The organism is Deinococcus deserti VCD115 (genome assembly GCF_000020685.1).
In the GTDB taxonomy this organism is placed as follows: Bacteria; Deinococcota; Deinococci; order Deinococcales; family Deinococcaceae; genus Deinococcus; species Deinococcus deserti.
On the sequence record NC_012526.1, the window covers coordinates 260,566 to 286,955 of the forward strand.

Here is a 26,390-nt window from a genome sequence, read left to right on the forward strand (position 1 = left end):
CGCGTCTCTGGTCGCAACGTCACCGTCGGCCCCGGATTCTCACCGGATCGGGCCCCCGCGTGGTGCGATTTGCGCGGGCTTCGCGGGCTGAGGTCATTCTGGACTGGCATCTGGCGCAGGTTCCGGAATCACCATCACCGCCGGTGGGGAATCTCACCCCGCCCCGAAGGAAGCTGGCCCCCCGCGACGCGGCGGGCCGCAAGCAGATTAGTGCATCCGAAGGGGACAAAAGGGGGAGTTGTTCAGGATCCGGGAACAGCGTGTCCTTTTTAAGCTGATTTCAGGCTCCCCTCACTGCCTGTCACTGGTTCAGGACAGCGGCCTGGACCACTCCTGAATTATTTTTTCAGCAGGCAACGCTGATAATCACCAGCACGCCGGCCTTTGCCGTCTGCAAACAACAGCATGATGATCGGGCCGTTGCGGAGCGTATTGACGTACTCTCCCGTCACCGGGCGGGTGCTGAGCTCTCCGCCTTTCCAGGTGATGGTCCTCTGGGCTGGGTTGTAGGTGTACGTTCCGGAGCGATTGTTGCCGGTCAGGTAGGTGTAGCGCCCGCCGCTGGCAATCACGAAAGAGCCCATGTACGCATTCTCATACATCGGGTGGTAGCACACGTAGGTTCCGGCAGGCGGACCGGAGGCTGTATTCCCTGGATTGAACCGGGTAAGGCGGTCGGCCGTGACCCAGGTATCCTCGGCGGTGCTGTCCTCGGAGTGCACAAGGTATCTGCCGTCCTTCACCGCACGTATGGTGGCCTCATTCTCATAGTCGAGCTGACTGAACTTTGCCATGACCCGGTCCCCGACCTTGAACGGTGCGGCGGCGGCCGGCTGCTGAGCACGGGGTGCGGCCGCTGTGGGTGTCACTGCGGGGGCACTCTTCAGACTGCACCAGCCGAGCACGACGCTCTGTGCATCGGTGTAAATCAGGGCAACAAAGCGGTTGGTCTTCTCCGTCATCAGAAAGGACAGCGTGTAACTTTCCTCATCTTCCTCTTCGTTCAGCTGCTTGACGGTAATGCCACGTGTTTTGAACTGTGCAGCCAGACCATCACTAATCGTTTCGGCCAGAGAGGCATCTTCCCAGACCAGATACTCGCTGGCCTGACACGCACTGCCCTGCTGCCCGGCAAGACTGTTCAAAAACTGACCGAGTTCGCGTGTGGCGGCAGGGTCCGTTACCCGGATCGCCCCTTTGGTCAGGGAAACCTTTGTCAGATTCGAGACGTTGGCAGGCCCCTGCTGGGCGGCCGCGCCTGAAATCAGGGCCAGGCAGATGGTGATCAGCGGATATTTCATCGGGTCTTCTCCTGTCGCTGTCGGCGGTGTGGTGAGGTGCCTGTACTTTAGGCTACGGAGCATGCCGCTGTACTGACATCAGCTGGCTTCAGGGAGTGCCCGCATCGGCACGGCTGATAGGGGGGCTGCGGGCCCTCAGGCAGTCCGTTCGAACCACCGGCCTTTCGCGTTTCTGCCGAACCCGCCACAGACAAGCACTGTTCAAGAAATTGCTGTCTGGTACACGCGCCGCCAGCGTGGCTGCTGCCTTCAGACAGGTTGAACGGTCTACGACGCGGCCTGACCCAGCAGCGCCGCCAGCCCCCGGGACGCCACGTCGCGCACGCTGAACGACAGAAGGGGCGTGAGTTCGGTCTCTTCCGGGTTGATCTCGATGACCACGCCGCCCTGCCGCAGGGTCTCGAGGGCCAGGCCGGCAGCCGGGTACACCACGCCGCTGGTGCCCACGACCAGCGCCACGTCGGCACTGGCAAACGCCTCGGACGCCGTAGCCAGGGCGTCTTCAGGCAGGAATTCCCCGAACCACACGATGTTGGGACGCATGCGGTGACCGTTCGGAGACACTGGTGGCGTTTCCAGCACGTCCGGGTCGGGCAGCGCAAACACCTCTCCGGTGATCTCGTCCCGGGCGCTCAGCAGGTTGCCGTGCAGTTCCACCAGCCGCTGGCTGCCGGCACGGGCATGCAGGCCGTCCACGTTCTGGGTGGCCAGCAGAAACCCGTTCCCTTTGAGCCCTTCAAGCTGCGCCAGCAGATAGTGCGCGCCGTTGGGCTCGGCGCGCAGCACGTCCCGGTAGCGCCCGGCGTACCACTCCCAGACGGTGTCCGGGTCCTGCCGGTAGGCGTCCGGGCTGGCCAGGTCCTCGGGGCGGAAGCGCGCCCAGTGGCCGGTCTGGGCGTCACGGAAGGTGGGAATACCACTCTCGGCACTCACGCCAGCTCCGGTCAGCACGGCGACACGCCGGGCGTCACGCAGGGCCGCTCGGGCGGCTTCAAGGTTCATGGGGTCAGGGTAACAGCCGGTCCCCTCAGGGAAAGTTGAGAAATTCTGGCGGGACAGCCTCTGTCAGCCACACCCCGTTGTCACTTCGGTAGAAGCTGTGGCCAGCGTCGTACATGGCTCCCGACTGCACCGTCAGGATCACTGGGGTGCCGCGCCGGGCACCGACCTGCCGGGCCGTCTCCGGGTCGCTCGACAGGTGCACGTGATGGCGCTGCATGGGCCGCAGCCCCTCGTGTTGAATAGCGGCCAGAACGCCAGGGTGGGTGCCGTGATACAGCCTCGCTGGCGGTACCGTCAGCGGCAGACGCAGGTCCACCTCCACGCTGTGGCCCTGGTTGGCGCGAATGCGCTCGCCATTCAGCGTGAAGCGCTGCTTGTTGTTGGTCGCCACCACCCGTTCGACCTGCGCCCGGGTGACGTTCAGGTGGGCCAGAACCGGTGCGAGCGGCGCCCAGCCTCCCGGTTCCAGCGTCAGCCCGGCCTTCTGTGGGGCGTGGCGCAGCAGGTACGACAGGCGGCGCGAGAGCTGTTCGTCGTTCATGGCGTGTCCTGGGGTGGCCGTTTACAGCCGCCGCGCAAAATAATCCGCCATCAGCCGGTAGCTGCGGGTCTTGCCGGCAATGTCGCCCGCGCCGTGGCCTTCGTCGTCAAATTCCACGTACTCGAAATCCCGGCCCTCCTGCCGGCCCTGGGCCAGCAGGGCGTCACGGAAGCCGCGCGCCTGGTTGATCGGGCAGCGTGGGTCGTTGGTGCCGTGCATCATGAACATGTGCGCTTTCAACCGGGCCGCGTGGGTCACGGCGCTGCGGTCGCGCCACAGTTCAGCGTTCTCTTCCGGGTCGCCCATCATGGTGCGGAAGTAGTAGCTCAGCTGAGGCATGACCCGGCTGTTGTCCTCGTGCAGCTGGCGCAGGTCACTGATGCCCACGATAGGCACGCTGACTTTAAAGAGCTCCGGCTTTTTCACCGCTGCCAGAAAGCTCATGTATCCGCCGAAGCTGCCCCCGAAAATGCCCAGCCGCTCCGGATCGACTTCAGGCAGGGTCTTGAGGAACCCGGCTCCGGCCGCCACGTCCTCCAGGTCGCGCCCACCCCAGTCGCGCAGGTTGGCGTCGCGCCACGCCACGCCGTAGCCGGTACTGCCGCGGATGTTGGGTGAGAGCACCACATGGCCCCGGTCGGCCAGGAACTGCGCCTGGGCATCAAAGCCCCGGAAGAACTGTGCGGTCGGTCCGCCGTGCACGTGGACCAGCGCCGGAAGTTTCTGCCCAGGTGCAGCGTCACGCGGCCGGTACAGGATGGCTGGGACCTCCAGACCGTCGGTGGTCGGGTAGCGGACGTACTCACCCGCCACAAAGTCGGCCGGGTCCAGCTCACCGTAATCGGCCGGAATCAGTACCTCGTAGCGGTCATGTTCCAGGTCGTAGAGCAGCACCTCCGGGCGGGTGGTGGTGGTCGTGAACTGCAGCAGCAGCTTCGTGCCGCCCAGCGCGAAATCCGTACCGGCAGCAATGCCTGCGGGCAGCTTCAGCGTGCGTTCGTGCCCGGTCCCGGTGTCGTACAGCACCGGCGTCAGCGTGCTGTCCACGTTACGCAGGGCACTCAGCCAGCGGCCGTCCGGCGAGAAGCGGCCGGGCATTTCCTCGGTCTGGTCATTTTCGGAAGTCAGCCACCGGACCTCTCCGGTGTCCACCGTCAGCAGGCCTACGCGCCCGCTGCCGCTCGCGTCACTGCTGACCGCCACGCGCTGGCCGTCGGGATGCCAGTGGCCCACACTGTCACGGCTGCCCTCGCGCACCCGGAAAATGCGGCGCAGGCCACTGCCGTCGGCGTTCAGCACGTACCCGTCGGTGTTGCGCAGATCGGGGCTCTCGTTGGTGGTCACGGTCAGGCGTGTGCCGTCAGGACTGAACGCCGCCGCCATGGTGGTGTTCGGTTGCCGGGTCAGCACCGTCCAGGCCGAGTCCTTGGGGGCAGCTGGGTCATAGATGTGCACATTCATCATGCCGCCGCGCGTGCTGTTGACCAGCAGGCGTCCATCCGGATGAACATCCGCCGCGTAGTCCATGCTCTGAGGGTCGTGTTGCAGCGCGCGGACCTTCCCCGACGCGACTTCCAGCTCAAAGAGGGCCTGACGCTCGTCGCCGTTCTCATCGCGGCTGAAGTACAGGTGGGCGTCGTCGTGGCTCCAGATGAAAGCCGCGCGCACTGCCTTGGGCGCTTCCCCGTTGGTCAGCTGACGGCGCTCGCCGCTGCGCAGGTCCTGAACATACAGCTCAAAACGCCCGGTCCAGTCGGCATAGAACGCGATGTGGTTCCCGGAATTTGACACCAGGAGGGCCGTCACGGTGGGCAGGGCGGCCAGCGCTTCGAGTGGAAGGCGTTCTGTCATGCCGCAGTCTAGGAGAAGGGCGCCGGGGTGCGCCTCATGGAAATGGCGGATGTGGCCCGCCCCGGTGGGCTACCCAGGGGCCTGCCCTGCGGCCTTTTGCAGGTAGAGGACAGCATCTGCCGGTGGGGCCGGCTCTGTCCTACGCGGGAGCGCCGCCCCCTTTCTTGCTGCGCGCTCCCTCGGCCCAGATGTAACGTGCGGCCAGGGTGCGGTACGGGGCCCACAGGGCCAGCACCTCGGCGGCTGGCTGGTCAGGGTGCCGCCTTTCCAGGTGCTGGCGCAGGGCCAGGTCTCCCATACTGAACACGTTGGGGCGCGCCAGCGCGAACATCAGGAACATCTCCACGGTCCACCGGCCAATGCCGGGCAGCGGCACCAGCTCGCGGATAATTTCTTCGTCCGGCAGGCTGCTCAGGTGTGCAAAGTCCACCTGTCCGCTGTGGGCCGCTCCGGCTATGGCCTGAATGGTCCGCACCTTGGCCCACGACAGGCCCACCGCCCGCAGGTCGTCGCCCGTGGTTGCCAGGATATTCGGGGCACTGATGGTCCCCAGCTGTTCCACAAGCCGGGCATAGATCCGGTCGGCGGCCTTCACGCTCAACTGCTGGCCTGTCACGTTGCGCACCAGCGTTCCGAAAGGATCCGGGGTGGGGGAGAACACCGGCAGTTCTCCGTTCAGCGCGATGAGCTCTGCCATGACCGGCTCCATGGACAGGTGGGTCAGGGCGCCTTCGTGATGCGCCAGTGGAACATCTGGCAGGATGGATTCAGACAGCATGGTGCCATTCAAGCGTATGGCTGGGCTGGTGTGAGCTGACGGAAGTGACAGGACACACCGCTGACATTCAGCGGCCTACCTGGCGTGCCCGCTGCACCAGGGTGCGGGTAAAGGAGTTGAGCGGAAACGCTTCTGTCTCATCCACAGACACCCAGGCCCATTCCTCGATTTCCTCGTTGGGCACCACCTCGTGCGAAGGCACACTGGCAAAGTAATCCACCAGCAGCAGGTGTGCCGGGCGCCAGAACTCATCGCTGAACACCGCTTCCTGCGTCTGGGCGTACAGCACGTCCGAAAGCTCCAGGCCTACTTCCTCGCGCAGTTCCCGCTCTACGGCATCCACCAGGGTTTCGCCGTACTCCACCTTGCCGCCGGGAACACCCCACAGACCCCGCCACTTGGTGGTCCGCACGATCAGCACCCGCCCGTCCGGTCCCCATACCAGTGCTCCGACGCACACCACAGGCCTGTTCATTGGAAACAGGGTACCGGGCTTTTTGGCCGTGACGCAGAACCCAGACCCACAGAGTCCAGATCTCGACTGCGCAGATGAGGACGCATTATTTCGGTGCTGCCTCTTCCGGGGCCACCGCCGGACGCCCGCGGGTATTGACCAGAATCACTCCGGCAACGGCGATCAGACCGCCTACTACCGACAGGGGCGTAGGCAGCTCACCCAGCCACAGCCAGGCAATCAGGATCGCCAGCACCGGCGACACGTACAGGAAAGAGGTGGTGACGCCTGCGCCTACCCGCGCGAGCGCGAAGGTCCACGTGAGGTACGCCAGCGCCGCCGGAAACAGTCCGATGTAGATCACGGCCAGATGCGCGTCCAGCGGCGCCCGGGCCAGCTCGTCGCCGAATCCCGGCAGGAAGATCAGCATGGGCAGCGTGCCCAGAATCAGGCTCCAGACCGTGAAATGCAGCGGATTCATCCGCCGCAGCAAGGGCTTCTGGAACACGAAATACACGCTGGTAAACAGCGCTGCCGCCAGAATCAGCAGGGCTCCGCGCGTAAACTCCACGCTATCGCCGCGTCCCAGCACGATCAGGGATACGCCCGAGAGGCTGACCAGCGTGCCCATCCAGCCCAGGCGGTTAAGCCGCTCGCCGGAAAAGCGGGTGGCAAGCAGCGCCGTAATGACCGGTCCTGCCGCAATGATCAGGCTGGCGGTGCCGGCCGGCACACTCACCTGGCCGTAGTTGAGGAACACGTGGTACAGCGTGATGCCAAAGAGGCTCAGCCAGCCGATTCGCAGCAGGTCGGGCCAGGCCGGAAGGGGGATGCGCGCCACGGCGGCGTAGATGCCCAGTGCCAGGCTGGCCACCAGAAAGCGGTACAGCGTCAGGTGGCCGGGCGTGAAAGCCTCCAGACCCGCACGGATGCCCGCAAACGAGGAGGCCCAGAACACGATGGTGATGAAAATAGCCAGCAGGGACAGGGAGTCGAGACGACCCATCTGTGGGGGGGGAGCCCCGTTCGGGCGCTGGAACCTCGCGGACGGACGAGAAGTCAAAGGGCAGCGCTCCACGCGCTCAGGACCAGCATCATGTCCTCAAGCGTAGCGCGCAGCCTCGCGCCAGCAGAAACAGCAGCGGCCGGAAGCGTAAGCGAGGCCACAAGACCTCCACATCCGCTCTGCGCTGTCCGCGCTCCAGCATGACGGCAGTTGTGGTCCCCCTCTGCGCAGGTGCGGGCCAGCCATAGGAGGCCAGCACATGGGAGAAGGTAACCCCCGCAGCACGATCAATCCCCCCGTCACCCTGGAAACCGATAAGGCCAGCGCTACCTCCAGCCGTGGAGCCAACACCAATCTGGATCCAAATCTGCAAGGTGGCCCAACCACAGCTGCCGATCAGGCTGCCACTCAGGAAATTACCCACCAGGACGCGCAGCCTGGCGGCATGCCCGAGGGCATTCTGGATCAGAGCGATCCGGCCAGGCAGATGGACAACAGCGGGCTGCTGCGTCCAAGTGCCGAGGGCGCCGACGCGGCGATCATGGGCGGCAGTGGCCACGCCCGCAACGAGCACAGCGACTGACCCCCAGCATCCCCACGCTGCATACAGCTGCAGAATGGGGCTTTAATTCGGCTTGGCCCAGACTTCACCCGCTTCATGAGGGCCGCCACATACACTGACTCACGTAACGGAGGAACCACCATGACAAACAGCAACAGTGGCACGAATGGCAGCACCGGCATGGACCAGACCCGCATGATCAGCGGCGCAGCAGGCGGAGCCCTGCTGCTGATGGGCCTCAAGAAGCGCGGCATCCTGGGACTGACCCTGGCCGGTGTGGGCGGCTACCTGGCCTACCGCGCCGCTACCGGTCAGGACCCGGTGATGGCTGCGGCCGGCCTGAGCGGCAATGCCACGGCAGCCAAGCCCATCTTCGTAGAGCACAGCGTGGTTATCGACCGCCCCGCGCAGCTGGTCTACGATTACTGGCGCAAACTGGAAAACCTCCCGCAGATCATGAGCCACCTCGAAAGCGTAACCGTGCTCGACGAGAAGCGCAGCCGCTGGGTGGCCAAGGCGCCGCTGGGCACGCACGTCGAATGGGAAGCTGAAATCGTCAATGACAAGCCGGGCGAGCGTATCGGCTGGCACAGCCTGCCCGGCGCCACCGTAGACAACGCTGGCAGCGTGCAGTTTGAAAGCCTCCCCGGTGGCGGCACCCGCGTGCACGTGGCCCTGAGCTACCGTCCGCCCGCCGGTGCCCTTGGTGCTGCTGTCGCCAAGCTGTTCGGCGAGGAGCCCAGCCAGCAGATCGCCGAGGACCTGCAGAACTTCAAGGCGACCTTCGAAGGCACCAATCCCAAAGTCTGAAGCAGGCTGATATTGCAGCAAAGAGGCCCCACTTGTGTGGGGCCTCTTTAAGCTTGCACGGAATTACCAGTTGAGGATGTAGTTCGTGAAGGGCGCGCCGCTCTTTTCGACCTTCACTTCGTTCAGGCTGTACAGCGTCCAGCCGGGCTTGAGGTTCATCAGATCCGTGCCGCTTTTACTGCCGGTGCCTTCCTTGCTGTAGATGAAGGCCTTGCCGGTCGAGCCGGTGCGGACTTCATTGTCAGCGCTGTCATACCGGTTGTTCCCGTTGGCGTCCACATACGCGAGCAGCTCGTAGGCACCGTTTGCGGGCGACTCAGGCAGGCTCACCGCGTAGGCACGCTTCTCGGGGTTGAAGGTAGGAATGTTGATCTGGTCAGCCACCGGTGCCTGGTAGCCCGTCACCGTCATGCCCTGGAACGCCAGACGAATCTTTCCACTGGGCTGAATGCCATTGATGTTGCCGGAAACATCAGCATTGGGAATGCCCAGCGTGCTACAGGAAGCCAGGGTCAGGGGAACAATCAGCAGGGACAGTATTTTTTTCATCAGGCCCACCCTAGATGCCCCGCATTTAATCCGGATGAGCTGAGGACTCTGAATCTTACGCGGCTCTCACGGTGCACCGGACGTGTTCTCATCGTTTGCCTGGTCCGGAGCCGTACCTTCGATCACGGTCATGGAACGCAGCGTCTGACCCTGATGCCAGCCGTACTGGGGGTCGCGCAGGCCCAATGCTGCCGCTATCGCTTCAGCGGCGCTGCGGTCCGGTTCGCCGTCCAGGCAGAACAGCAGGAACTTGCGGCCACCAGGGGCAATCCGGATAAACAGGTCCTCACCCAGTTCTACCTGTTGCGTTCGCTGCACGCGGGCAGCGCGTTCCTGCGCAAGGCGCAGCGCCTGACGGATCGGCACGGTGACGGTGGGATGACTCACGACCCTTCTCCGCGCTGAGGGACCAGCAGACCCCCCAAGAGCATGTCGGCATACTGGTCGGCCACGTCGCGCGGAGTCATCTGGCCGCCGGGCCGGTACCAGGTGTAGGCCCAGTTCACTGCGGACAGAATCAGGTTGGCGGTCATTTTGGGATCAAGGTCCGCGCGGAACTGCCCCTGCTCTATGCCCTGGGTGACCAGATCGCGGTAAAACTGATCGATGGTGTCGCGCCAGCTGGTCACGCGGGCGTAAGCGTCAGGCGACAGGTGCTTCCACTCGTGGAAAAACACGGTGGCGCTGTCCATGTTGTCGGCCACGACCCGGATATGGCGGTGCATCGCTTCCCGCAGCTTGTCGGCCGCCGGGCGGGGGTCGTCACGCAGGTAAAACAGTGCCGTGTCGAACTGTGCCGACGCCTGATTGACGATCTCGATCAGCAGCTCTTCCTTGCCGCTGATGTGCGCGTACAGGCTGCCGCCCTGCATGCCGAGCTCGCCGGCCAGATCCCGCATGCTGGTGGCGTGATAGCCCCGCTCGGAAAACAGGCGGCTGGCGGAGTCGAGAATCTGTTCGCGGCGGGGTTTGCTGGGTTCAGTCATGGCTGGGATCTGGCCTCGGGCGCCCTGGAGCAGGCTGGAAAAAGGAAGCCCGCCGGGATGGCATGCAGGGTAGCACGTCACCTAACGCTCGTTTGGTGAAGCTGGACGCCTTCAGGCACTCCTGCGGGCAGGAGTGGTACAACGGACATCATGACTTCGACGCCTTCTACCCTGCCGGACGGCCCGCAGGACACGGCCCTGCCCGGCGTGCGCCCGGCGGTGCGTGCCGTGCCTGCCTATCCGTTTACCCCGGCGGACGTGCCGATCAAACTCGACCAGAACGAGAACCCCTACGACTTTCCAGCCGAGCTGAAGGCCGAGGCCACCCGCCGCATGATGGAGCGTGCCTGGAACCGCTACCCGGACCTGCACGCCGATACGCTGCGCGCCCGTGTGGCTGCCTATGAGGGCTGGGACGCAGGCGGTGTGGTACTCACGCCGGGCAGCAACGTGCTGATCAAGATCCTGACCGAGCTGGCTGGAATCAACCAGACGGTCCTGACAGTCAGGCCGACATTCAGTGTATATACCCTGGAAGCTTCGCTGCTGGGCGCCAGTCTGGTGCAGGTCCCGCTGAACGAGGACTTTTCCCTGCCGGTCGAAGGGCTCAAGGCTGCCCTGGCGGCGAACCCACCCGGCGTGTTGTACATCACGCAGCCACACGCTCCAACCGGATTTGTAGACGGTGTAGATGCAGTGCGGGAGCTGGTCGAGGCTGCCCGCGGCTGGGTGGTCGTGATAGATGAGGCCTATCACGAGTACAGCGACACCGATTACCGCGCCCTGGTCCGCGCCCATCCCAATGCGCTGAGCCTGCGCACCTTCAGCAAGGCCTGGGGACTGGCCGGCATCCGCGCCGGCTACGCGCTGACCAGTCCTGAGCTGGCTGAGAACCTGCAGAAACTGGTTTCGGCCTTCACCATGAATACCCTGACCCAGTGCGCGCTGGAAGTTGCCCTGGAGCAGCCCGCCTACGTGCGCCAGCGCGTTCAGGAAGGCGTGCGCGAGCGCCAGCGGGTGCTGGACGCCCTCCAGGCTCACCCCACCTGTCAGGCACTGCCCAGCCAGGGCAACTTTTTCCTGCTGCGTACGCCAGACCCACAGGTCGCCTACGAAACGTTACTCTCGCACGGCATCGTGATCCGCCGTCAGGACAACCTGCCCGGCCTTCAGGGCTGCCTGCGGATCGCCATCGGCACTCCTGCCGAAAACGACGCTCTGATCCAGGCCGTGCAGGCCCTGCACTAGGAAGCGGTGTCCTGGCCCCAGCGCTTTATCGCCCCGCCGGAGTTTGCTCCGCGCAGTCCGGTTGTGGCGGGCTGCACTGCGTGCGGGGCCTGCTGCTCGGCACCCGACATTCACGCCCTGCAAAAGCCGCTTGGCGTCCCCTGTGCCCATCTGGGCTCAGGGTGCCTGTGCGCCGTTTATGCCACGCGTCCGGCTGTGTGCCGCAACTACCAACCCGACTGGGTCTGTGGCGAGGTGGCGCCGCTTCCGACACTGGAGGCCCGGATACAGCGCTTTCTGGAAATCTATGGCCTGGAAGCTGAGGCCGGGGCGTTGGAACGGAGATCAGATACAGCAGGCTGAAAGCAGGGCTCAACGAAAGCTCCCGGCAAATTTGCCGGGAGCTTTCCCGTTAAGGACAACACCAGTGCTTCAGTCGTCAGCGGCGGCGCTGTCCTTCCGGGGCACCTCCGGGTTTTCAACGAACTCGGTGGGGTCGTACAGATCAAAGCCGATTTCCTTCTCGTAGTCCTGGATCTTAACGTGCAGACGGCGCACGTCACCCTCGACCATGCCGTAGTCGAAAGTGTCCCAGATGGCAGTCGTCTTGAAATTCCCGCCTTCGAAATCGGGAACCTCACGGGTTTTGCGGATGCCGTCCTCCAGCGCCTTGCGGCTCTCGATGCCCAGGTTGCGGAAGGCCACCTGCATGACGTCGCGCTGGAACTCGCGGGGGCCGTAGACGCCGGCGCGGTAGACCGTCTCGAAGAAAGCCTCCCAGTCCGGCACAAGGTTCGCGGCCGGCATGGAGAACTGCGCGATGACGTTCTTGATCGCGTTCAGGGTCGCCTCGGGATAGTAGTAGAGGTACATCCGCACCCCTTCCAGGAAGAAGTTGTAGTGCGCCGCTTCGTCCACAGCGATGATCTGCGATACCCGTGCCAGGACCGGGTCGTCCACGCCGCGCAGATGCGGCTTATCGCTTTTGCCCTGGGCGATTTTCATCATGTTCAGGTAGTTGAGCTGTGTGGCGCGCTCCTGAAACACGGTGTAGACCAGGTTGTGGATGGCGTCGGGAAAGGGCAGTTCCCAGGTCTGAGATTTGAGGCGCTCCTTGTATTCGGCGATCCATTGAGGGCTGCGCTGGCCACTGAACAGCACCGCGTTTTCCCAGGTATCCGCGTGCTTTTCCTCTTCGCTGCCCCATCTGAGCTGAAAATGGCTGCGGCCGTGGCTGCGCCGGACCAGGTGCACCAGATGACTGGTGAAATCCGGCGCGTACTGCTCTACCGCGAAAAATCCCTGAAGCACGGTGATGACATCAGGTGGAAGGTTCTGGTTCATCTGGCGCCAGTCGAAGCTGCGGTCAGGGTTCCAGTTGCGGGTTTCCTGACTGCGGGCGGTGTACCAGCGGTACAGGCCCAGGAAGCCACGCTCGATAAGGCGATCTTTCTCGGCGTTGCTCAGCAGGCCGGGCGGCGTTCTGGAACGCTCCAGCATGTCGGGGGGCAGAATGTCGGCCATCAGGACTTCCTCCTTACGCACATGTGAACCGGGAGAGACTCAGACTACGCGCGATTACAGAGCATTCCGATGAATCTGGACTCAGTGTATGTTCATACCGAAACGTCCACCTGGACCGGATTGACGGAATGCAGGGTCGTCCGGTCACTGCAGATGACGTCCTGCTCCAGTCCCATGGATGGTATGACCCAGGTAGCATCAGCCATGCCGCTTCCCCTGCTGGCCACCCTGGCGGTTTCTGTGCCAGTTGCTGCTCCACCCCAGGAACTCAGTTGTGCTGCGCTCCGAAGTGGCGTCAGGGTCGTGGTTGCGCCAGATGTGACGATTCGGCTCAAACGGGTAGGCGAAAGTCAACTACAGATGTCTACTGGGCGGGCTGACAGGACCGTGCCACTGGACTGCTTCAACGAGCAGATCCAGGCCACAGTGGCCGATTTCAACTTTGACGGTGTCCGGGATGTCGCGGTGCCGGTCGCTGTGGGGTATATGGGGGTCAACATCTTTTCGCGCCTGTATTTCGCTGGGCGAGACGGAACCCTGCGCGCCTCCAGGCTGGAGATCGGGAACGTGTGGCCCGACCCGCTGACCCGGACGCTCACGTCGGGGGTGAAGGACGGACCGTTCTACCGGACGGAGAGCCACTGCCTGAGTGCTGACGGCCAGGATTTCTACCTGTGCCGCCAGCTGGAGCCGGAGTCTGACGCGACGTCTGCAGATCCGACGGTGGCGCAGTGGCTCAGTCCTGCGGGAAAGGTGCTGCTTTCAAGACGCTCTGACTCGTCCCGGTCCAGGGGCCCTGAGATCTGGCAGATAGAACCGGTCCGCGCCTACTTTCACAGCCGGCCCGACGGCGCCAGTCGCCGCGCTGCCTACGTCATCCGCGGAGACACGGTAGAAGGGCTGGAGGTCAGGGGTTCCTGGATGCGAGTCATATACCGTCCTGCACAGGGCGCAGCCACTGCTGGCTGGTTGAGACGGCAGGATCTTCGCTAGGGGCCTGAGCCGTTAGACTGGACCACATGAGTTTGCTCGGTCAGCCTGCTCCGGACTTCACACTGCCTTCCTCGACGGGTGAGAACATCACGTTGGGCAGTTACCGTGGGCAGAAGCACGTGGTGCTGGTGTTTTACCCTCTGGATTTCAGCCCGGTGTGCAGTATGCAACTGCCCGAGTATTCCGGCCGTCAGGACGACTTCGCAGATGCCGGCGCCGTCATTCTGGGCATCAACCGCGACAGCGTGCATGCGCACAAGGCGTGGGCTGCCGATTACGGCATCGAGGTGCCGCTGCTGGCTGACATGAAGTGTGACGTTGCCCGTCAGTACGGCGTGACTGTCGACGAGCGCGGCGTCAGCGGCCGGGCTGTATTTCTGATTGACCGGGAGGGCGTGGTGCGCTTCGAGCATGTGGAGGCCAAGCCCAGTGAGTACACCATCCGCCCCGAAGTGGTGCTGAGCAAAATCACTGAACTCTGAGTTCACAGCCGAATCAGGTCGCTAGCCGTCAGAGTGTTGCCGGGTCCACCAGCAGAGCGTCGTCGCTTTCGAACGCCTCGGCATAACGCACCCGCGCTAAGGTACCCCAGTACATCAGGCGCGCGCGGCGCCGCTCGATTACTTCCGGCGTGACGGTTTCCGAGACAGCCAGTCCCGAGAACTGGCTTTTGTGGGCCCGGATGGCCTCCTCCCACACAGGCAGCACTTCCTCGACATCGACCAGCACGCTGGCCTGGATGTCGGCGTTGCCCTGGTACAGCAGCACCCGTCCGACCCGGTGCGGTTCGCCCGCCACGTCTGCCTTGCGCAGCCCGGCCAGGTGCACCGCCCGCTTGGCCAGATGATAGGCCCCGAAATGATCCGGATGGCGGTCACGGTGATGCGGCACGACCAGTACCCGGGGCCGCACGGCGCGCAGAACCTCTGCCAGGGCGCGGGCCTCGGCAGGGCTGTCTACCAGCCCTCCATCCGGCAGCCCCAGCTGGCCGCGCCAGGCCAGTCCCATGATCTGCGCGGCAGCCACACACTCTGCTGTGCGCACCTGGGCCGAGCCCAGAGTGCCTCCCTCGCCGCGCGACAGTTCCAGAATGCCTACTGCCTTTCCGGCGCGGCCCAGGCGGATCAGGGTGCCTCCTGCCCCGATCTCTGCGTCATCCGGATGAGGCGCGAGACACAGCCAATCCACCGGACCTGCCTTGCCATACACCGTCTCAAAGCTCATGGTGCAGAGCATAGGACCTATTCAGGACGAAAAGCTCGTGGAGGAGTCAGAAGTCCAACAAGACCAGCAGACAACAGTGCTGCGTGGTGACAGGACAGGCGTGTGAGGCAGCGTCCAAGCTGGGGCAGACCCTGCCGCTTTGCCTTGACACCCCTCAGACTGCTCCTTATACTTTGCAAGCCTGTTGACGCTATGGCAAAAACCGGCCAGTGTAGCTCAGTGGTAGAGCAGCTGATTCGTAATCAGCAGGTCGTCGGTTCAAGTCCGACCCCTGGCTCCAGAAGACAAAATCCTCCGTCTACGACGGGGGATTTCTTTTTGCACTGACTGAACTCAAGACCAACTGATTCGGCCCAGAACCTCCTGACGCAGCAGATGATTGTTGCTGTCCAGTGACCAACAAAAGAGGGTGAACATGGAACTTGAAGTGCTCCGCAACATGCACTTCCGCGAGCTGGAGAACCAGAACCGCTCGCCGGAAACCATCCGCTTCTACCGGCAGTCCTACGCGGAACTCATCGGCTACTTCGGCGAAGGGCACAGCAAGCTGGCTGACCTGAACAAGGTCACCAAAGCAGACCTGTAAATGGTGGACATCCTGCACATCAACTACCTGACGGATGTGTAGTTCCTGCCTATGTTGAAACGTACCCTGCGGGTGTCCGGGGTGAACCTAGTCCGCGTGGGCTCACTGAAGTACCGCTTCAACGTCTATGGCGAGAAATTCACCACCTGTATGTGGGGGCGTGCGCAGTAAAGCTCTATTTGACCATGCGGTACAGGTAAATCTGCCCACCAGGGGCAGGCGTCAGGGATACGGGGTACCAGCCATGGTGCCCCAGGGCATTGAGTTGCCCGATGAAGTCAGCACATGCGGTGGGGGCCTGCCCCAGCAGCACACACCACTGGGCAGGGGTGCCGGTATAGCCCTTGTCCGTAGTGACCAGCACCACCTGTTTATCGCCGGGCACCCAGTAGGCGTATTCGTACTTGTGCAGGGGTACACCCTGGGCAGATACGCAGCCGAAGGTGAGCAGGGCAAGCATCAAGAGTAGGCGCTTCACGGCCTGAGTATGCTGTAAAACTGCTTCTGGTACGCACACCAGCAGCTCGCTGTCAACAGGGGGCTGGCAAAGGGTAAGGGGCGGACGTGTTACCGCACGTTCCACCCCTTCTGAATGCTCGCTTCGCTCGCATTCGGTTACAGCACTCGGTCTAGGAGCGTCTTATTAAGGGGTTAAGGCATTCCCCGCTATGAACGAACAACTACTGACGAAAGCCGCCGAGGGTATCGGCACCCTGAACTGCAAAAACGATCTGCTGCGCCTAGAAGTCGAAGCGGCGCTGGAGCGCGTGTTCAAACTGGAGCGTACCCTTGTGGTGCTGGTGGCGGAGAAGCTGCCTGCGGCTACGAGACTGTGGGCGGCCTGACGGCGTCGCTCTCGGCAGTCCAGCACGAACTAAGAGTATCAGCACCAGCTCCGGACCAAACGCAAGCCTTGAGCGGCCTTTCGTCCTCGCTTCGGCTGGGGTGTTTGCTTGACTCCGGCACTATGGCCCAGGTTGCCAAAGGAAACTGGGAGAATCACATAGGGTGGCGTCGCCAGAAGCGCGCAGCTTAGGCCGACAGCAGGTCCCAAAGAGTTGAAACCACCACAATATTCGGTTAAGCTCGTGCTAGACGGTGGAATAAGAAAGTGTGCGCAAGTACGCTATTCGTAATCAGCAGGTCGTCGGTTCAAGTCCGACCCCTGGCTCCAGAGAAAAGCCCCCGCCCTGTGCGGGGTTTTTCTTTATGCCGGCGGGTATGGAGATTCTTGGGACGCGGAGCTGGCGATGTCTGCACCTGTAAAGGGCCTGATAGCCGCAGATATTGCTGCTTTTGGCTTGTAGTTTCGAATAATTTGCGCTGTGTGCTTAGAGAAAAAAGACTAATTTTTGTCTTTGAATAGACTATTTATTTCTGGGGCATGTGTGAAACATTGCTTCATAGGGCATTGGAATAAAATATGCCGCCTAATGCGTAGAGTTGAACTCTGATATTAAATTTTCAGAGGGAAATCAACTACAACACTATCTTTTTTAGGAGAAATAGTATACAATAATTGTATGTTAATTCTGGATGGAAAATATCAGGTGCAACAAAATAAGCGATTGACCATCCTGGCGGAAGCAGGACACTTACCGAAAGGTACCCTCCAGTCAGACATTGATGCTCTGCACGATGACTGTCAGGCGCACGGGCGGTGTGACGTTCAGGTCAACACCCAGCACGGCCTGATGCAGGGCACGCTGGTGGAGAAGAAACCTCTGAAGTTCAGCCTGTGGCAGTTTGAAGGCCATCTGTCATTTCCCGCCCGCACCTGAGGAAGCTTACGGTGCTGAGCTGGAGTGATTGTTTCTCGCTGGGCACCCAGGTTGTGGTACGGCCTTGGTTGGTCCAGCCTGGCTTGTGCAGGGTGATTCATAAAGAGTTCTGACACTTCACTCTCTGTACGACGATTTCACGCAGCCTTCTGGCTGCTTTTTCGTTGCTGGGATGAAATGCAGAATGACTGTGTTACGGACTGTAGCGCTCACTTGATGCTAAGGCTCCAGAGCCAACAACCTTGGCGTTACTTTTCTGGTAAGAGCAGTTGCTGTGTCAGCGGCTCAGGGCACGTCCTACTCTGGAATCGGCCAGGCACATTTTGGCTGAAGAACTTCTTATCCCGCAGGGTAGACCTTAGTACGCCAGCCCACCACGCTTGAACATAAAACCCATTTTCTTGAACACCAGCATAACGGTCCGGCCGTCTGCCTTGAAGGTGATTGACGAGTTGAGTGGCCCGGATGTTGTGGAAATACAGCTGGCCTCGACATGATAGTTCTTGCCTTTTTCAAATGGCGGGAAGGTCTTGACGGGTCCCCGTGGTTTGATGACGCCATTGGTCAGTACCGTGAATTCTCCGAGATTTTTTGATCCTTCAACGAAGCGCACGGCAACCCCCTGACAGGGCGTCGGTTCGTCCATCATGATCATGAGCTGGTTGAGCTGCACAGAGGCCGAAAACGCTGTCGACACGCTCGCCATTCCCAGAAGCGCGAGCAGGTGCCCGATTTTTGAGTTGTGCATGGTTCACATTTTGCTGCGTGTTCCATACAGACTTCTGACACGACACTTCATGACCGGCCAACACTCTGTTCTGCCGGGCGGAGATGCGGGGGTTTTCTGTCACAGCCATTGACAGGACCATCCCGATATCTGGCGGGTGTTGAGCCAGTTGATGTTCTTGTGAGCACGTGGCCATGAGCCTGATAGAGCCGACCGCAGCAACAACATCGAAAACCCCGTAAGAAGCGGGGTTTTCGGAGTATGGCCTACGTAAAAAGTCACATCTCAGATCACAATTCTGGATCAGGAGGGGAGAGCTTCCGGAAGAGCACTCGGCAGATCCCCATTCCAACGCAAAGGTGCCGCGTGCAATTGCCGGCGTGTACGTTCTGCATCCCAGGCGTGAAATATCAGTATGTCCTCACCAGCAAGTTGAGTCACGCTGGCGTGGCCGGGGCCTGTGAGGTGCCCAGCAGTCCGCAGCACGTTGGCTCCTGGTACCGGCTCGGTCCAGGGTCCCAGCGGATGGTCGGCTACAGCGTGACCTACGCCGTAGGTTTCGTTGGTCCAGGCGCCCCCGGAATACAGCAGGTGGTATCTCCCGTGCCGGTGCAGCACGAATGGGCCCTCCAGCGTGTGCCAGTCATAGACCGCGCCATACATGCTCCGGGCCCGCTGGTACACTTGCCAGTCACCGCTGGCCCGCAGGATCGTCTGCGTCTCGCCCAACCGGGTCATGTCGTGCAGCGGTGCAGCCGACAGCAGGGTACCGGGGCGGTCGCCGGTCAGGTCATCACGGGCATAGAACAGCCACCAGGACCCGTCTGGAGCCTGGAAGGGATGTGGGTCGATGGCAAACGGTTCGTCCGGGGTCAGGTTCAGCCCCTGATCCACGAAGGGCCCCAGGGGATGGGTGGCGGTCGCCACCCGCAGGTGATGCCCTGCGTCCCCGTGGCCGACCGAGTAGTACAGATACAGTGTGTCGCCAGCCCGCGCGACTTCGGGGGCCCAGTAATCCTGGCGCTCTGCGCTGAGGGGCTCGAGCACACCGCCATGCGATGTCCAGTTCTGGAGGTCAGGTGAGGACAGGACCTCGAAGGCCCGCACCCCTTCCTGGCCGTGCAGACCGGTGCCGTAGGCGTAATACGTACCGTCCAGCTCAAGCACGAAGGGGTCTGCAAAGTCGCCGGAATACAGGGGATGCTGAGGCAGAGAACCGCGCGTAGTGGGACCGCTCATTGAAGAACCCTTTTACAGACCACGGACAGCTGCCTGTCAGAAACGTCCAGCCCACTTGTCATGGCGTAGGTGCCCGCTGCGGTGCCAGGGAGGGAGCAGCAACTTTGACCTTGCCACCCGCGAAAGTAACGGGGGACAGATGCAGGCTGCGGTAACCGACCGCGTCCCCAATGCGTGCCTCGTCCCAGGCGTGGTACGCGAGCCAGGTGCGTCCGGCGCCGTCCTGAACCACAGTCTGGTGCCCTGGACCTGCGACCTTACCCTTGCTCACCAGGATGGGATTTTCCGGCGCCTTGCGGTAGGGGCCGGTGATGCGCCTGGCCGTGGCGTAACCGACCGAATAGAGGGTGCTGTCAAACGGCCCGGCCGAGTACAGCAGGTAGTACACGCCCCCGGCGCGGTGCAGGGAGGGTGCCTCAATGACGTTGCCTTCCCACAGCTCGAAATTCTGGATCAGCGCAGTGGCCTTTCCGGTCAGGCGCAGGCCGTCGCTGCTCAGGGGCTGGATGTAGATGTTGGTTGCCTGATTGCAGCAGTTGCCGTCATTTTTCCAGAGCAGGTAGCGTTTGCCGTCGGTGTCCAGGAAGGGACTGGCATCGATGCTGCCACCCTCGGCAAGCTGGCAGATCAGCGGCTTGCTCGACGGGTCCCGGAAGGGACCGGCCGGCGACGTCGAGCTGGCCGCCCCGATGCACTGGCGCCCACTTTCGGCGTGCTGCGCGGTGTAGTACAGCACGAACTTGTTGGCGACCTGCGCGACTTCCGGCGCCCAGGTGCGGCCGCCCTCAGCCCAGCTGGGCAGGACCGGCATGGCGTCCCCGGTCCGTTCCCACTGCAGCAGGTTGCGGCTGGTCGCATGCGGCACATTGGCGTTGGCCGTGTTGGTGGCGTAGGCGTGATAGGTCTTGCCCACGCGAAGAATGTGTGGATCAGGGAAGTTCTCGTCAATCACGGGATTGCGGAAGGTGGCGGTCTGTGGGGCCGGGGCCGCTGCCGTTCGGGCGGCCGGAGCCGGCCCGGCACCGCCGGCCAGGGTCGCCGACTCGGAAAGCAGTGTGCTGAGCGTCAGGGTCAGCGCCAGGCGGGGAACAGACGGAAACTGGGCCATAGTTACTCCTTGAGGCCGGTGGTGGACAGGCCGGCTTCCAGATACCGCTGGGCGATCAGATAGGCAATCAGTACCGGGACAGCCGCGAGTGTGGTGGCCGCCATGAGCTTGCCGTACTCGGTGACGTAACGCTGCGAGAAAGTGGTGATCCCGACCGGCAGCGTCATCTTGTCGACTTCGGTGACCGTAAACAGCGGCCACAGGAAGTTGTTCCACGACCCCATGAAGGAAAAAACCGCCAGCGTGATCAGGGCCGGCACACTCAGCGGCAGAATGATGCGCCACAGAATCTGGAAGCTGTTGGCGCCATCCAGACGGGCCGCTTCTTCCAGTTCACGGGGAATGGCGATAAAGAACTGACGCAACAGAAAGACACCAAAGACTCCGGCAATTCCAGGCCAGATCAACGCGTGATAACTGTTGATCCAGTTGAAGTTCAGCATCATGATGTAGTGCGGAATCAGGGTCACAATCCCGGGAATCATCAGGCTTGACAGGATGAACCAGAACCAGGCGTTGCGCCCTGGGAAGTTCATGCGGGCCAGCGGATAGGCCGTCAAGGCGCACAGCAGGACATGGCCGATGGTGAAGGTAAAGGCCACGAACAGTGAATTCCAGGTCCAGCGCAGGATATTCCCGTCCGGTGAGGTCAGGACTTCCTTGTAGTTGTCCAGTGTGGGATTGCGGGGCCACCACTGGACTGGCGAGGCAATCGCATCGGCCTCGAACTTCAGTGAGGTACTGAGCATCCAATATAACGGAGCCAGGAACAGCACCGACAGGACACTCAGCAGCAGAAAACGGGGCAGTTCACGCGGCAGCCGGCGGCGCCGGTGCGTAGCAGGGGGAGAGGTCTGGACAGTCATTTCTGCTCCACGGCCTGCACGTCGCGCGCCATGATGCGGAACTGTGCAGCAGTCAGTACCAGCATGAACAGCCCGAACACGAAGCCCATGGCCGCGGCGCTGGAGTACTGCGAGTTGGTGAAGGCCTCTTCGGTGATGTACTGGGTCACGCTCTGGGTGCTGCGGCTGGGCCCGCCGTTGGTGATCACCAGTGACTGCCCGAACAGCTGGAACGAGGCCAGAGCGGTCGTGACCGTCACGAACAGAGTGATTGGCCCCAGCATGGGCCAGGTGATGTACCGGAACTGCTGCCCGGAGGTGGCGCCGTCCAGCGAAGCAGCCTCGTACAGGCTCTGAGATACGTTGCTTAGCGCTGCCAGATAGAGGGTCATGTTGAAGCCCACGGTCCACCAGACGGTCCCCACCACGATAGGAATCCAGGCCAGACCTTCGGTGGACAGCCAGGGAATGGGCCCGGCTCCGGTCATCAGTTCGCGCGCAGCATTGACCAGGCCGATCTGGTTGTCGAACATCCAGCGCCACAGGATGCCCATCACCGAGACGGTCAGGATGCCCGGCATAAAAAAGACCGCCCTGAAAAAAGTCCGCCCAAAGATTGGGCGGTGCAGCAGGACAGCCAGCCCAAGAGAAGAGGCGACCAGCAGTGGCACCGTGACCACCGTAAAGAAAGCCGTATTGATCAGGGTGCGCCAGAAAAACTCGAACTGCGGAGTTCCTGGGGTAAACAGGTTGCGGAAATACTCTGAGCCCACAAAAGCCTGCGTCTCGGCCAGCAGGTCCCAGCGGTGCGTCGCAATATAAATGCCGTACCCGACCGGATAGACCGTGAACACGAAGAACAGCAGGGCGTGCGGCAGCAGATACAGGTACGGTTCCAGATTGACACGGGGGCGCGGCGCAGGTGCCTGCGTGGTCGTGGTCTTGCCTGGGGCTTGCGTGATGGTCATAGGTGAGGCACCTCGCGCGTTATGCCGAAAAAGCGGAAACAGAAGGAAAGAGAAGCGGCCCGGCGTTCAGACCACGCCGGGGCAGAGGTCGGAAGCTCGGGCCGCTTGCCCCTCCGGGCTGCGGTTACTTGAAGTTCTTGCGGGCCTGCTCGATTTGCTTGTTCGCTTCGCGGACTCCGTCGTTCAGAGCCTGCGCAACGGTCTTCTTGCCCAGGTAAGCTGCTTCCCAGGCCTGGTCGAAGGGTCCCATGACCTGACCGACCCAGGGGTAGCCACTGGTGGCATACACGCTGTCCAGGCGGTCAAAAATCCCGCTGATCGGCGCTTTGGCGAACTGTGCGTTCTTGGCTACGGCTGCCTGGGTGGGCAGGCTGCCGGTGCTGGTCCAGGTCAGGTTCTGCGCAGGCTGTGACAGCCAGGCCATAAACGCCAGGGCCGCGCGGCGCTTGTTGGCGTCATAGCCGGCGCGCTGCTTGGGCAGGGTGACGTGGCTGGAGCCGCCCCAGGCTGCGTCGCGGGCCGTACCGCCGATGCGAGGCATGAAGGTCACGCCGAAGTTCATCTTCTGCTGCTCGAAGCGGTCAAGGTACCACTGACCACTGGGGAAGAAGCACACCTTACCCTGGCTGAAGGCCGCAAGCTCGGCTTCCTCGGTGCTGTTGGGACGGGCAACGCGGTGCTTCTGGACCAGATCCACCAGGAACTGCACGGCGCTGACTGCCTGCGGCGAGTTGAAGGCGGCGTTCTGGTCCTTGTCGACCATAGCCCCGCCGTTTTGCAGGATCGCGGCGTAGGCGGCGCGCGCACCCACCCAGTTGTTGTAGAGGCTCACACCCCAGGTGTCGAGGTTCTTGGGGTCAAAGCCAGCTTCGGTAGAGTTCTTGCCGCTCTTGTCCACTGTGCACTTCTGTGCGGCAGCCAGGAACTCGGCGCGGTTGCGCGGAGGCTTGTTGGGGTCAAGCCCGACCTTCTTCATCAGGTCCTTGTTGTAAAACATCGCGTAAGCCACGCTGGAAATTGGCAGGCCATAGGACTGTCCCTTGTAGTCGGCCGTCTGGAACAGCGGACCGAAGAACCGGCTCTTGTCGATGCCGGCTGCCTTCATTTCGGCAGCGGTGAGTGGGGACACGGCACCGCGGGCGATAAAGGCGGTGATCTGGTCCTCGTTGATCACGACGACGTCAGGGGCACGGCCGGAGGCCACCAGCGAGGGCAGCTGCTGCCAGGTGGTGCCCCAGGGCTGGGCCTGGGCCCGCACCTGAATATTCGGGTTGGCATCGTTGAACTTCTTGACGAGCGACTCCATAACGGGCCGGTCAGGACCGGTGAAGCCGTGGAGATAGGTCAGCGTAACTTTGGGACCGGTGTAGGTCTGGGCGCCGGCCATGCCGAGGGTCAGAGAAGCCAGAAGTGCGGTAGATGCCAGTAGCGCTTTACGAGACATAGGGAACCTCCTGCGAAGAGCATTGATCACCCGGTCCATACAGCTGTCGGGGCAACTATAGATCGGAGGAAAGCGATGGACCTGCTGTGCTCATTGTTCGTTCAGGGACAGCCTACACCTGTATACGACAGCGGAATTCGGACCCTGGCTACAGTTTGATAATCAAATTCTCACATTATGGTCTTGATCCAGGCGTAGGAAACGCTGTGGTGTGGACAAGGATCGTTTTTGCTGTAAACATCTGAACAGATATTCATATAAACTTTGAACATGACGTCGCGTACAGCACCGGACAGTACGGAGTTGTCCTACATCGTAGAGGGCATGGACTGTGCGTCCTGCGTGCAGAAAGTGGAGCGCATGGTGGGGCGGTTGCCGGGCACTGCAGAAGTCAGAACCAGTTTTTCCCGCCAGAGTCTGCAACTGCAGCTCGACGAGTCGCAGACACCACGCGACCTGCTGGAAACCAACCTGCGCGCGCTGGGGTACCGGCCTTCGGTGCTGACGCCGGCTGAGGATGCGCAGCTGGCAACAGACAGCGATCAGGGCCAACATGCTCATGCCCTCGAACAGGGTGCGGGCCAGCAGGCCGCAGGGGCCGGACCAGCGTGGTACGCCACCGGGCAGGGACGCGTTGTGGTTACCGCAGGAACTCTATTGCTTCTGGCCTGGGCGGGAAGTTTTGTGGCGCCCGCATGGAGCGTACCCGGGTATATCGCAGCGACCCTGCTGGGTACCTGGCCGCTGCTGCGCCGGGCTGTCGCCAGCGCACGCCTGGGCGAGCCTTTCAGCATCTATACGCTGGTCAGCCTCGCAGCGCTGGGCGCTATCGGCATTGGTGAGGCAGCCGAGGGGGCTGTGGTTGTGTTTCTGTTCGCGGTAGGCGAACTGCTGGAGGGCCTGGCCGCCGGACGTGCGCGTGCCGGTATTCGCTCACTGGCGGCGCTGGCCCCCCGGACGGCTCAGCTGGTCACTGCAGAAGGCTTGCGTGAGGTCCCGGCAGAAAGGCTCCGCCCCGGTCAGACGGTTCAGGTCAATCCAGGAGCGCGGGTTCCGGCCGACGGCACCATCCTGAGTGGCCGTTCGAGCCTGGATGACAGCCCGGTGACGGGCGAAAGTGTGCCTGTCGATAAAGAAGCAGGCGACCACGTCTATGCCGGCAGCATCAATACCAACGGCACGCTGACCGTGCGGGTGGACCGCGAGGCTGCCGACAATACCATCGCCCGGATCATCCACATGGTGCAGGAGGCCGAAGGCAGCCGGTCCCCTACAGCGCGGTTCATTGACCGGTTCAGCCGCGTCTATACGCCGGGTGTGGTTCTGGTCTCGGCTCTGGTCGCTGTTGTCCCACCGCTGCTGGGACAGGCCTGGGAGCCGTGGCTGTACCGCGGCATCAGCCTGCTGCTCATCGGCTGCCCCTGCGCGCTGGTGCTCAGCGTGCCTGCGGCCATCACCAGCGGTATCAGTGCCGGCGCCCGCCGGGGCCTGCTGATCAAGGGCGGCGCGGCGCTCGAGGCCATTGGTCAGGTCAGAACCATCGCCTTCGACAAGACCGGCACGCTGACGGTGGGGCGGCCCAGGGTCACCGAAGTGCAGGGTCATGGACTCAGTGAACTGGAAGTGCTGCGTCTGGCGGCAGCGGTGGAGTCAGGCAGCAGCCATCCGCTGGCGCGGGCCATTGTGGAGGAAGCTGGTTCGCGGGGGCTGAGTCTGCCCGCCGCTGCCAACAGTCAGACCATGCCGGGCCTGGGTGTGGGCGCCACAGTGGAAGGCCGCCTGATCACGGTCGCGTCCCCACGCTTCGCGGCGCAACACGCTGAGCTTCCAGTGTCACTGGCGCAGGCTGTCGCGAGATACGAGACGCAGGGGCGCACAGCTGTCCTGATCCTGGACAATGCAGCACCCGTGGGGGTCATCGGTCTGCGTGACGAGCCACGCGCAGATGCCCGTCCGGCCATCGCCGCGCTGCGGCGGCTCGGGGTTCACCCGGTCATGCTGACTGGAGACAACGCCCGCGCTGCACAGGCTATTGCCGCAGACCTGGGGCTGGAGGTCCATGCTGCGCTGCTGCCAGCAGACAAGCTGCGGCTGATTGGTGAACTGCCGGGTCCGGTCGCCATGGTCGGCGACGGCATCAACGATGCTCCTGCCCTGGCGCGCGCTGATGTGGGCATTGCCATGAGTGGCGGCACCGACGTGGCCCTGGAAACAGCCGGCGCCGCGCTGCTGCATGACCGGGTGGGCGGTGTGGCTGATCTGGTCAGCCTGTCCAGGGCCACCCTGCACAACATCCGGCAGAATATTGCTTTTGCATTGGGGCTCAAGGCTATTTTTCTGGTGACCACCCTGCTGGGCTTTACCAGCCTGTGGATGGCTGTCCTGGCAGATACCGGGGCCACTGCGCTGGTGACTGCCAATGCGCTGCGACTGCTGCGCTGGAAAGGCGGGAGCAAGTGAGCGCGCCCCTGTCTGTGGCTCTGCAGGACGATGGCGCCTGTGAGATGACCTGCGTGCACCCCCAGGCGGTGCAGGCGGCGCGCGAAGCCCTGCCGGAGACCAGCTGTGTCGAGCGGGCCAGCGAGTTTCTGAAACTGGTCGGTGATCCCACCCGGCTGCGGATTCTGAGTGCCCTGAATGCCCAGGAGCTGTGCGTCTGCGATCTGGCGGCTGCCGTGGGCAGCAGCGAAAGTGCGGTCAGCCATCAGTTGAGGCTGCTGCGTGCCGGGCGTGTCGTGGCGTTCCGCAAGGTGGGCCGCGTGGCGTATTACCGGCTGCTTGACGCGCATGTCACCACCCTGATCGACAATGCTCTGGCCCACGCCCGCGAGTAAATGTGGCCAAGGCTGGTGGTGGGGGGCCGGATCGGGATACACTGGGGGGC

30 protein-coding genes and 1 tRNA gene are annotated in these 26,390 nt (G+C 62.6%); 12 read left to right on the forward strand and 19 right to left on the reverse strand.

Annotation, left to right across the window (positions count from 1 at the left end):
* Positions 1-338: 338 nt before the first annotated feature.
* The 7 genes from DEIDE_RS01280 to DEIDE_RS01310 form a co-directional block, all read right to left on the reverse strand.
* Positions 339-1,301 (reverse strand): hypothetical protein, encoded by a 963-nt coding sequence (locus DEIDE_RS01280; RefSeq protein ID WP_012692160.1) that lies wholly within the window; start codon positions 1,299-1,301, stop codon positions 339-341.
* Between the two features lie 267 nt (positions 1,302-1,568).
* Entirely contained in the window at positions 1,569-2,303 is a 735-nt protein-coding gene (locus DEIDE_RS01285) for an SIR2 family NAD-dependent protein deacylase (protein WP_012692161.1), read from the reverse strand.
* Between the two features lie 25 nt (positions 2,304-2,328).
* Positions 2,329-2,844, reverse strand: a complete 516-nt coding sequence (locus DEIDE_RS01290) for an RNA 2'-phosphotransferase (protein ID WP_012692162.1) — start codon at positions 2,842-2,844, stop codon at positions 2,329-2,331.
* Between the two features lie 21 nt (positions 2,845-2,865).
* The gene (locus tag DEIDE_RS01295; protein ID WP_012692163.1) at positions 2,866-4,695 is read right to left on the reverse strand and encodes a S9 family peptidase; all 1,830 of its coding nucleotides are present in this window, start codon (positions 4,693-4,695) and stop codon (positions 2,866-2,868) included.
* 139 nt (positions 4,696-4,834) lie between these two features.
* A complete protein-coding gene (locus DEIDE_RS01300; protein ID WP_041226971.1) occupies positions 4,835-5,473 on the reverse strand; it encodes a DNA-3-methyladenine glycosylase family protein in 639 nt (212 codons plus the stop codon).
* Between the two features lie 67 nt (positions 5,474-5,540).
* The gene (locus tag DEIDE_RS01305; protein ID WP_012692165.1) at positions 5,541-5,948 is read right to left on the reverse strand and encodes an NUDIX domain-containing protein; all 408 of its coding nucleotides are present in this window, start codon (positions 5,946-5,948) and stop codon (positions 5,541-5,543) included.
* An 85-nt stretch (positions 5,949-6,033) separates the two neighbouring features.
* Positions 6,034-6,933: a DMT family transporter gene (locus tag DEIDE_RS01310; protein WP_012692166.1), complete on the reverse strand. Its 900-nt coding sequence runs from the start codon at positions 6,931-6,933 to the stop codon at positions 6,034-6,036.
* 259 nt (positions 6,934-7,192) lie between these two features.
* Here DEIDE_RS01310 and DEIDE_RS18305 point away from each other — a divergent pair, with 259 nt between their 5' ends.
* Together DEIDE_RS18305 and DEIDE_RS01320 are read left to right on the forward strand one after the other, a co-directional pair.
* A complete protein-coding gene (locus DEIDE_RS18305) occupies positions 7,193-7,516 on the forward strand; it encodes a hypothetical protein (RefSeq protein ID WP_012692167.1) in 324 nt (107 codons plus the stop codon).
* A 120-nt stretch (positions 7,517-7,636) separates the two neighbouring features.
* On the forward strand, positions 7,637-8,305 hold the full coding sequence (locus tag DEIDE_RS01320) for an SRPBCC family protein (RefSeq protein ID WP_012692168.1): 669 nt from the start codon (positions 7,637-7,639) through the stop codon (positions 8,303-8,305).
* A 63-nt stretch (positions 8,306-8,368) separates the two neighbouring features.
* On the opposite strand, the gene DEIDE_RS01325 is transcribed toward DEIDE_RS01320, so the two are convergent.
* From DEIDE_RS01325 to DEIDE_RS01335, 3 genes are all read right to left on the reverse strand, one after another.
* Positions 8,369-8,854 carry a hypothetical protein gene (locus DEIDE_RS01325; protein ID WP_162485364.1) on the reverse strand — a complete coding sequence of 162 codons (486 nt, stop codon included), beginning with the start codon at positions 8,852-8,854 and terminating at the stop codon, positions 8,369-8,371.
* A 66-nt stretch (positions 8,855-8,920) separates the two neighbouring features.
* Positions 8,921-9,241: a hypothetical protein gene (locus DEIDE_RS01330; RefSeq protein ID WP_012692170.1), complete on the reverse strand. Its 321-nt coding sequence runs from the start codon at positions 9,239-9,241 to the stop codon at positions 8,921-8,923.
* Complete coding sequence (locus DEIDE_RS01335) at positions 9,238-9,840, reverse strand: TetR/AcrR family transcriptional regulator (RefSeq protein WP_012692171.1); 603 nt, start codon at positions 9,838-9,840, stop codon at positions 9,238-9,240. The genes DEIDE_RS01330 and DEIDE_RS01335 overlap by 4 nt, the downstream gene beginning before the upstream one ends.
* Positions 9,841-9,990: 150 nt before the next feature.
* Here DEIDE_RS01335 and DEIDE_RS01340 point away from each other — a divergent pair, with 150 nt between their 5' ends.
* Entirely contained in the window at positions 9,991-11,088 is a 1,098-nt protein-coding gene (locus DEIDE_RS01340) for a pyridoxal phosphate-dependent aminotransferase (protein WP_012692172.1), read from the forward strand.
* A gap of 6 nt (positions 11,089-11,094) precedes the next feature.
* Positions 11,095-11,430, forward strand: coding sequence for a YkgJ family cysteine cluster protein (locus DEIDE_RS19450; RefSeq protein WP_012692173.1), 336 nt, complete (start codon positions 11,095-11,097; stop codon positions 11,428-11,430).
* 69 nt (positions 11,431-11,499) lie between these two features.
* On the opposite strand, the gene DEIDE_RS01345 is transcribed toward DEIDE_RS19450, so the two are convergent.
* On the reverse strand, positions 11,500-12,591 hold the full coding sequence (locus DEIDE_RS01345) for an acyl-ACP desaturase (RefSeq protein ID WP_012692174.1): 1,092 nt from the start codon (positions 12,589-12,591) through the stop codon (positions 11,500-11,502).
* 204 nt (positions 12,592-12,795) lie between these two features.
* On the opposite strand from DEIDE_RS01345, the gene DEIDE_RS01350 reads away from it, so the two are divergent.
* Both DEIDE_RS01350 and DEIDE_RS01355 read left to right on the forward strand, forming a co-directional pair.
* Positions 12,796-13,584 carry a hypothetical protein gene (locus tag DEIDE_RS01350; protein WP_162485365.1) on the forward strand — a complete coding sequence of 263 codons (789 nt, stop codon included), beginning with the start codon at positions 12,796-12,798 and terminating at the stop codon, positions 13,582-13,584.
* Positions 13,585-13,610: 26 nt separating this feature from the next.
* The gene (locus tag DEIDE_RS01355; protein ID WP_012692176.1) at positions 13,611-14,066 is read left to right on the forward strand and encodes a redoxin domain-containing protein; all 456 of its coding nucleotides are present in this window, start codon (positions 13,611-13,613) and stop codon (positions 14,064-14,066) included.
* A gap of 28 nt (positions 14,067-14,094) precedes the next feature.
* Here the strand turns inward: DEIDE_RS01355 and bshB1 are convergent, their stop codons facing one another.
* Positions 14,095-14,808 (reverse strand): bacillithiol biosynthesis deacetylase BshB1, encoded by a 714-nt coding sequence (gene bshB1 / locus DEIDE_RS01360; protein ID WP_162485366.1) that lies wholly within the window; start codon positions 14,806-14,808, stop codon positions 14,095-14,097.
* 205 nt (positions 14,809-15,013) lie between these two features.
* Between bshB1 and DEIDE_RS01365 the strand changes: the two genes are divergently transcribed.
* Both DEIDE_RS01365 and DEIDE_RS18940 read left to right on the forward strand, forming a co-directional pair.
* Positions 15,014-15,088: transfer RNA gene (locus DEIDE_RS01365), tRNA-Thr, on the forward strand.
* A 135-nt stretch (positions 15,089-15,223) separates the two neighbouring features.
* Complete coding sequence (locus DEIDE_RS18940; RefSeq protein ID WP_012692178.1) at positions 15,224-15,394, forward strand: hypothetical protein; 171 nt, start codon at positions 15,224-15,226, stop codon at positions 15,392-15,394.
* A 175-nt stretch (positions 15,395-15,569) separates the two neighbouring features.
* Here DEIDE_RS18940 and DEIDE_RS01370 read toward each other — a convergent pair whose 3' ends face one another.
* Positions 15,570-15,872, reverse strand: coding sequence for a hypothetical protein (locus tag DEIDE_RS01370; protein ID WP_162485367.1), 303 nt, complete (start codon positions 15,870-15,872; stop codon positions 15,570-15,572).
* A gap of 190 nt (positions 15,873-16,062) precedes the next feature.
* Between DEIDE_RS01370 and DEIDE_RS18945 the strand changes: the two genes are divergently transcribed.
* Complete coding sequence (locus DEIDE_RS18945; RefSeq protein ID WP_012692180.1) at positions 16,063-16,239, forward strand: hypothetical protein; 177 nt, start codon at positions 16,063-16,065, stop codon at positions 16,237-16,239.
* A gap of 678 nt (positions 16,240-16,917) precedes the next feature.
* A complete protein-coding gene (locus DEIDE_RS01375) occupies positions 16,918-17,175 on the forward strand; it encodes a hypothetical protein (protein WP_041226973.1) in 258 nt (85 codons plus the stop codon).
* A gap of 358 nt (positions 17,176-17,533) precedes the next feature.
* Here DEIDE_RS01375 and DEIDE_RS01380 read toward each other — a convergent pair whose 3' ends face one another.
* The 6 genes from DEIDE_RS01380 to DEIDE_RS01405 form a co-directional block, all read right to left on the reverse strand.
* The gene (locus DEIDE_RS01380) at positions 17,534-17,923 is read right to left on the reverse strand and encodes a hypothetical protein (protein ID WP_012692182.1); all 390 of its coding nucleotides are present in this window, start codon (positions 17,921-17,923) and stop codon (positions 17,534-17,536) included.
* 282 nt (positions 17,924-18,205) lie between these two features.
* The gene (locus DEIDE_RS01385) at positions 18,206-19,141 is read right to left on the reverse strand and encodes a glycoside hydrolase family 43 protein (RefSeq protein WP_012692183.1); all 936 of its coding nucleotides are present in this window, start codon (positions 19,139-19,141) and stop codon (positions 18,206-18,208) included.
* A gap of 58 nt (positions 19,142-19,199) precedes the next feature.
* Positions 19,200-20,249, reverse strand: coding sequence for a glycoside hydrolase family 43 protein (locus DEIDE_RS01390; protein WP_012692184.1), 1,050 nt, complete (start codon positions 20,247-20,249; stop codon positions 19,200-19,202).
* A 2-nt stretch (positions 20,250-20,251) separates the two neighbouring features.
* Positions 20,252-21,115: a carbohydrate ABC transporter permease gene (locus DEIDE_RS01395; protein WP_012692185.1), complete on the reverse strand. Its 864-nt coding sequence runs from the start codon at positions 21,113-21,115 to the stop codon at positions 20,252-20,254.
* Positions 21,112-22,062, reverse strand: coding sequence for a carbohydrate ABC transporter permease (locus tag DEIDE_RS01400; RefSeq protein WP_012692186.1), 951 nt, complete (start codon positions 22,060-22,062; stop codon positions 21,112-21,114). The genes DEIDE_RS01395 and DEIDE_RS01400 overlap by 4 nt, the downstream gene beginning before the upstream one ends.
* Before the next feature lie 124 nt (positions 22,063-22,186).
* Positions 22,187-23,506: an ABC transporter substrate-binding protein gene (locus DEIDE_RS01405; RefSeq protein ID WP_012692187.1), complete on the reverse strand. Its 1,320-nt coding sequence runs from the start codon at positions 23,504-23,506 to the stop codon at positions 22,187-22,189.
* 270 nt (positions 23,507-23,776) lie between these two features.
* On the opposite strand from DEIDE_RS01405, the gene DEIDE_RS01410 reads away from it, so the two are divergent.
* Together DEIDE_RS01410 and DEIDE_RS01415 are read left to right on the forward strand one after the other, a co-directional pair.
* Positions 23,777-25,966 (forward strand): heavy metal translocating P-type ATPase, encoded by a 2,190-nt coding sequence (locus DEIDE_RS01410; protein ID WP_012692188.1) that lies wholly within the window; start codon positions 23,777-23,779, stop codon positions 25,964-25,966.
* A complete protein-coding gene (locus DEIDE_RS01415; RefSeq protein WP_012692189.1) occupies positions 25,963-26,340 on the forward strand; it encodes an ArsR/SmtB family transcription factor in 378 nt (125 codons plus the stop codon). The genes DEIDE_RS01410 and DEIDE_RS01415 overlap by 4 nt, the downstream gene beginning before the upstream one ends.
* The last annotated feature ends 50 nt before the right edge of the window (positions 26,341-26,390 follow it).

Excerpts from the sequence above, each read along its gene's own strand:
- DEIDE_RS01410 (WP_012692188.1), top strand. The coding sequence starts at position 23,777 with ATGACGTCGCGTACAGCACCGGACAGTACGGAGTTGTCCTACATCGTA.
- DEIDE_RS01380 (WP_012692182.1), bottom strand. The coding sequence starts at position 17,923 with ATGCACAACTCAAAAATCGGGCACCTGCTCGCGCTTCTGGGAATGGCG.
- DEIDE_RS01340 (WP_012692172.1), top strand. The coding sequence starts at position 9,991 with ATGACTTCGACGCCTTCTACCCTGCCGGACGGCCCGCAGGACACGGCC.
- DEIDE_RS01300 (WP_041226971.1), bottom strand. The coding sequence starts at position 5,473 with ATGCTGTCTGAATCCATCCTGCCAGATGTTCCACTGGCGCATCACGAA.
- DEIDE_RS01395 (WP_012692185.1), bottom strand. The coding sequence starts at position 21,115 with ATGACTGTCCAGACCTCTCCCCCTGCTACGCACCGGCGCCGCCGGCTG.
- DEIDE_RS01355 (WP_012692176.1), top strand. The coding sequence starts at position 13,611 with ATGAGTTTGCTCGGTCAGCCTGCTCCGGACTTCACACTGCCTTCCTCG.
- DEIDE_RS01295 (WP_012692163.1), bottom strand. The coding sequence starts at position 4,695 with ATGACAGAACGCCTTCCACTCGAAGCGCTGGCCGCCCTGCCCACCGTG.
- DEIDE_RS01345 (WP_012692174.1), bottom strand. The coding sequence starts at position 12,591 with ATGGCCGACATTCTGCCCCCCGACATGCTGGAGCGTTCCAGAACGCCG.
- DEIDE_RS01290 (WP_012692162.1), bottom strand. The coding sequence starts at position 2,844 with ATGAACGACGAACAGCTCTCGCGCCGCCTGTCGTACCTGCTGCGCCAC.
- DEIDE_RS01405 (WP_012692187.1), bottom strand. The coding sequence starts at position 23,506 with ATGTCTCGTAAAGCGCTACTGGCATCTACCGCACTTCTGGCTTCTCTG.
- DEIDE_RS01385 (WP_012692183.1), bottom strand. The coding sequence starts at position 19,141 with ATGAGCGGTCCCACTACGCGCGGTTCTCTGCCTCAGCATCCCCTGTAT.
- DEIDE_RS18940 (WP_012692178.1), top strand. The coding sequence starts at position 15,224 with ATGGAACTTGAAGTGCTCCGCAACATGCACTTCCGCGAGCTGGAGAAC.
- DEIDE_RS01325 (WP_162485364.1), bottom strand. The coding sequence starts at position 8,854 with ATGAAAAAAATACTGTCCCTGCTGATTGTTCCCCTGACCCTGGCTTCC.
- DEIDE_RS01280 (WP_012692160.1), bottom strand. The coding sequence starts at position 1,301 with ATGAAATATCCGCTGATCACCATCTGCCTGGCCCTGATTTCAGGCGCG.
- DEIDE_RS01350 (WP_162485365.1), top strand. The coding sequence starts at position 12,796 with ATGCCGCTTCCCCTGCTGGCCACCCTGGCGGTTTCTGTGCCAGTTGCT.
- DEIDE_RS18305 (WP_012692167.1), top strand. The coding sequence starts at position 7,193 with ATGGGAGAAGGTAACCCCCGCAGCACGATCAATCCCCCCGTCACCCTG.
- DEIDE_RS01400 (WP_012692186.1), bottom strand. The coding sequence starts at position 22,062 with ATGACCATCACGCAAGCCCCAGGCAAGACCACGACCACGCAGGCACCT.
- DEIDE_RS01375 (WP_041226973.1), top strand. The coding sequence starts at position 16,918 with ATGTTAATTCTGGATGGAAAATATCAGGTGCAACAAAATAAGCGATTG.
- DEIDE_RS01310 (WP_012692166.1), bottom strand. The coding sequence starts at position 6,933 with ATGGGTCGTCTCGACTCCCTGTCCCTGCTGGCTATTTTCATCACCATC.
- bshB1 (WP_162485366.1), bottom strand. The coding sequence starts at position 14,808 with ATGAGCTTTGAGACGGTGTATGGCAAGGCAGGTCCGGTGGATTGGCTG.
- DEIDE_RS01285 (WP_012692161.1), bottom strand. The coding sequence starts at position 2,303 with ATGAACCTTGAAGCCGCCCGAGCGGCCCTGCGTGACGCCCGGCGTGTC.
- DEIDE_RS01320 (WP_012692168.1), top strand. The coding sequence starts at position 7,637 with ATGACAAACAGCAACAGTGGCACGAATGGCAGCACCGGCATGGACCAG.
- DEIDE_RS01335 (WP_012692171.1), bottom strand. The coding sequence starts at position 9,840 with ATGACTGAACCCAGCAAACCCCGCCGCGAACAGATTCTCGACTCCGCC.
- DEIDE_RS01305 (WP_012692165.1), bottom strand. The coding sequence starts at position 5,948 with ATGAACAGGCCTGTGGTGTGCGTCGGAGCACTGGTATGGGGACCGGAC.
- DEIDE_RS01390 (WP_012692184.1), bottom strand. The coding sequence starts at position 20,249 with ATGGCCCAGTTTCCGTCTGTTCCCCGCCTGGCGCTGACCCTGACGCTC.
- DEIDE_RS18945 (WP_012692180.1), top strand. The coding sequence starts at position 16,063 with ATGAACGAACAACTACTGACGAAAGCCGCCGAGGGTATCGGCACCCTG.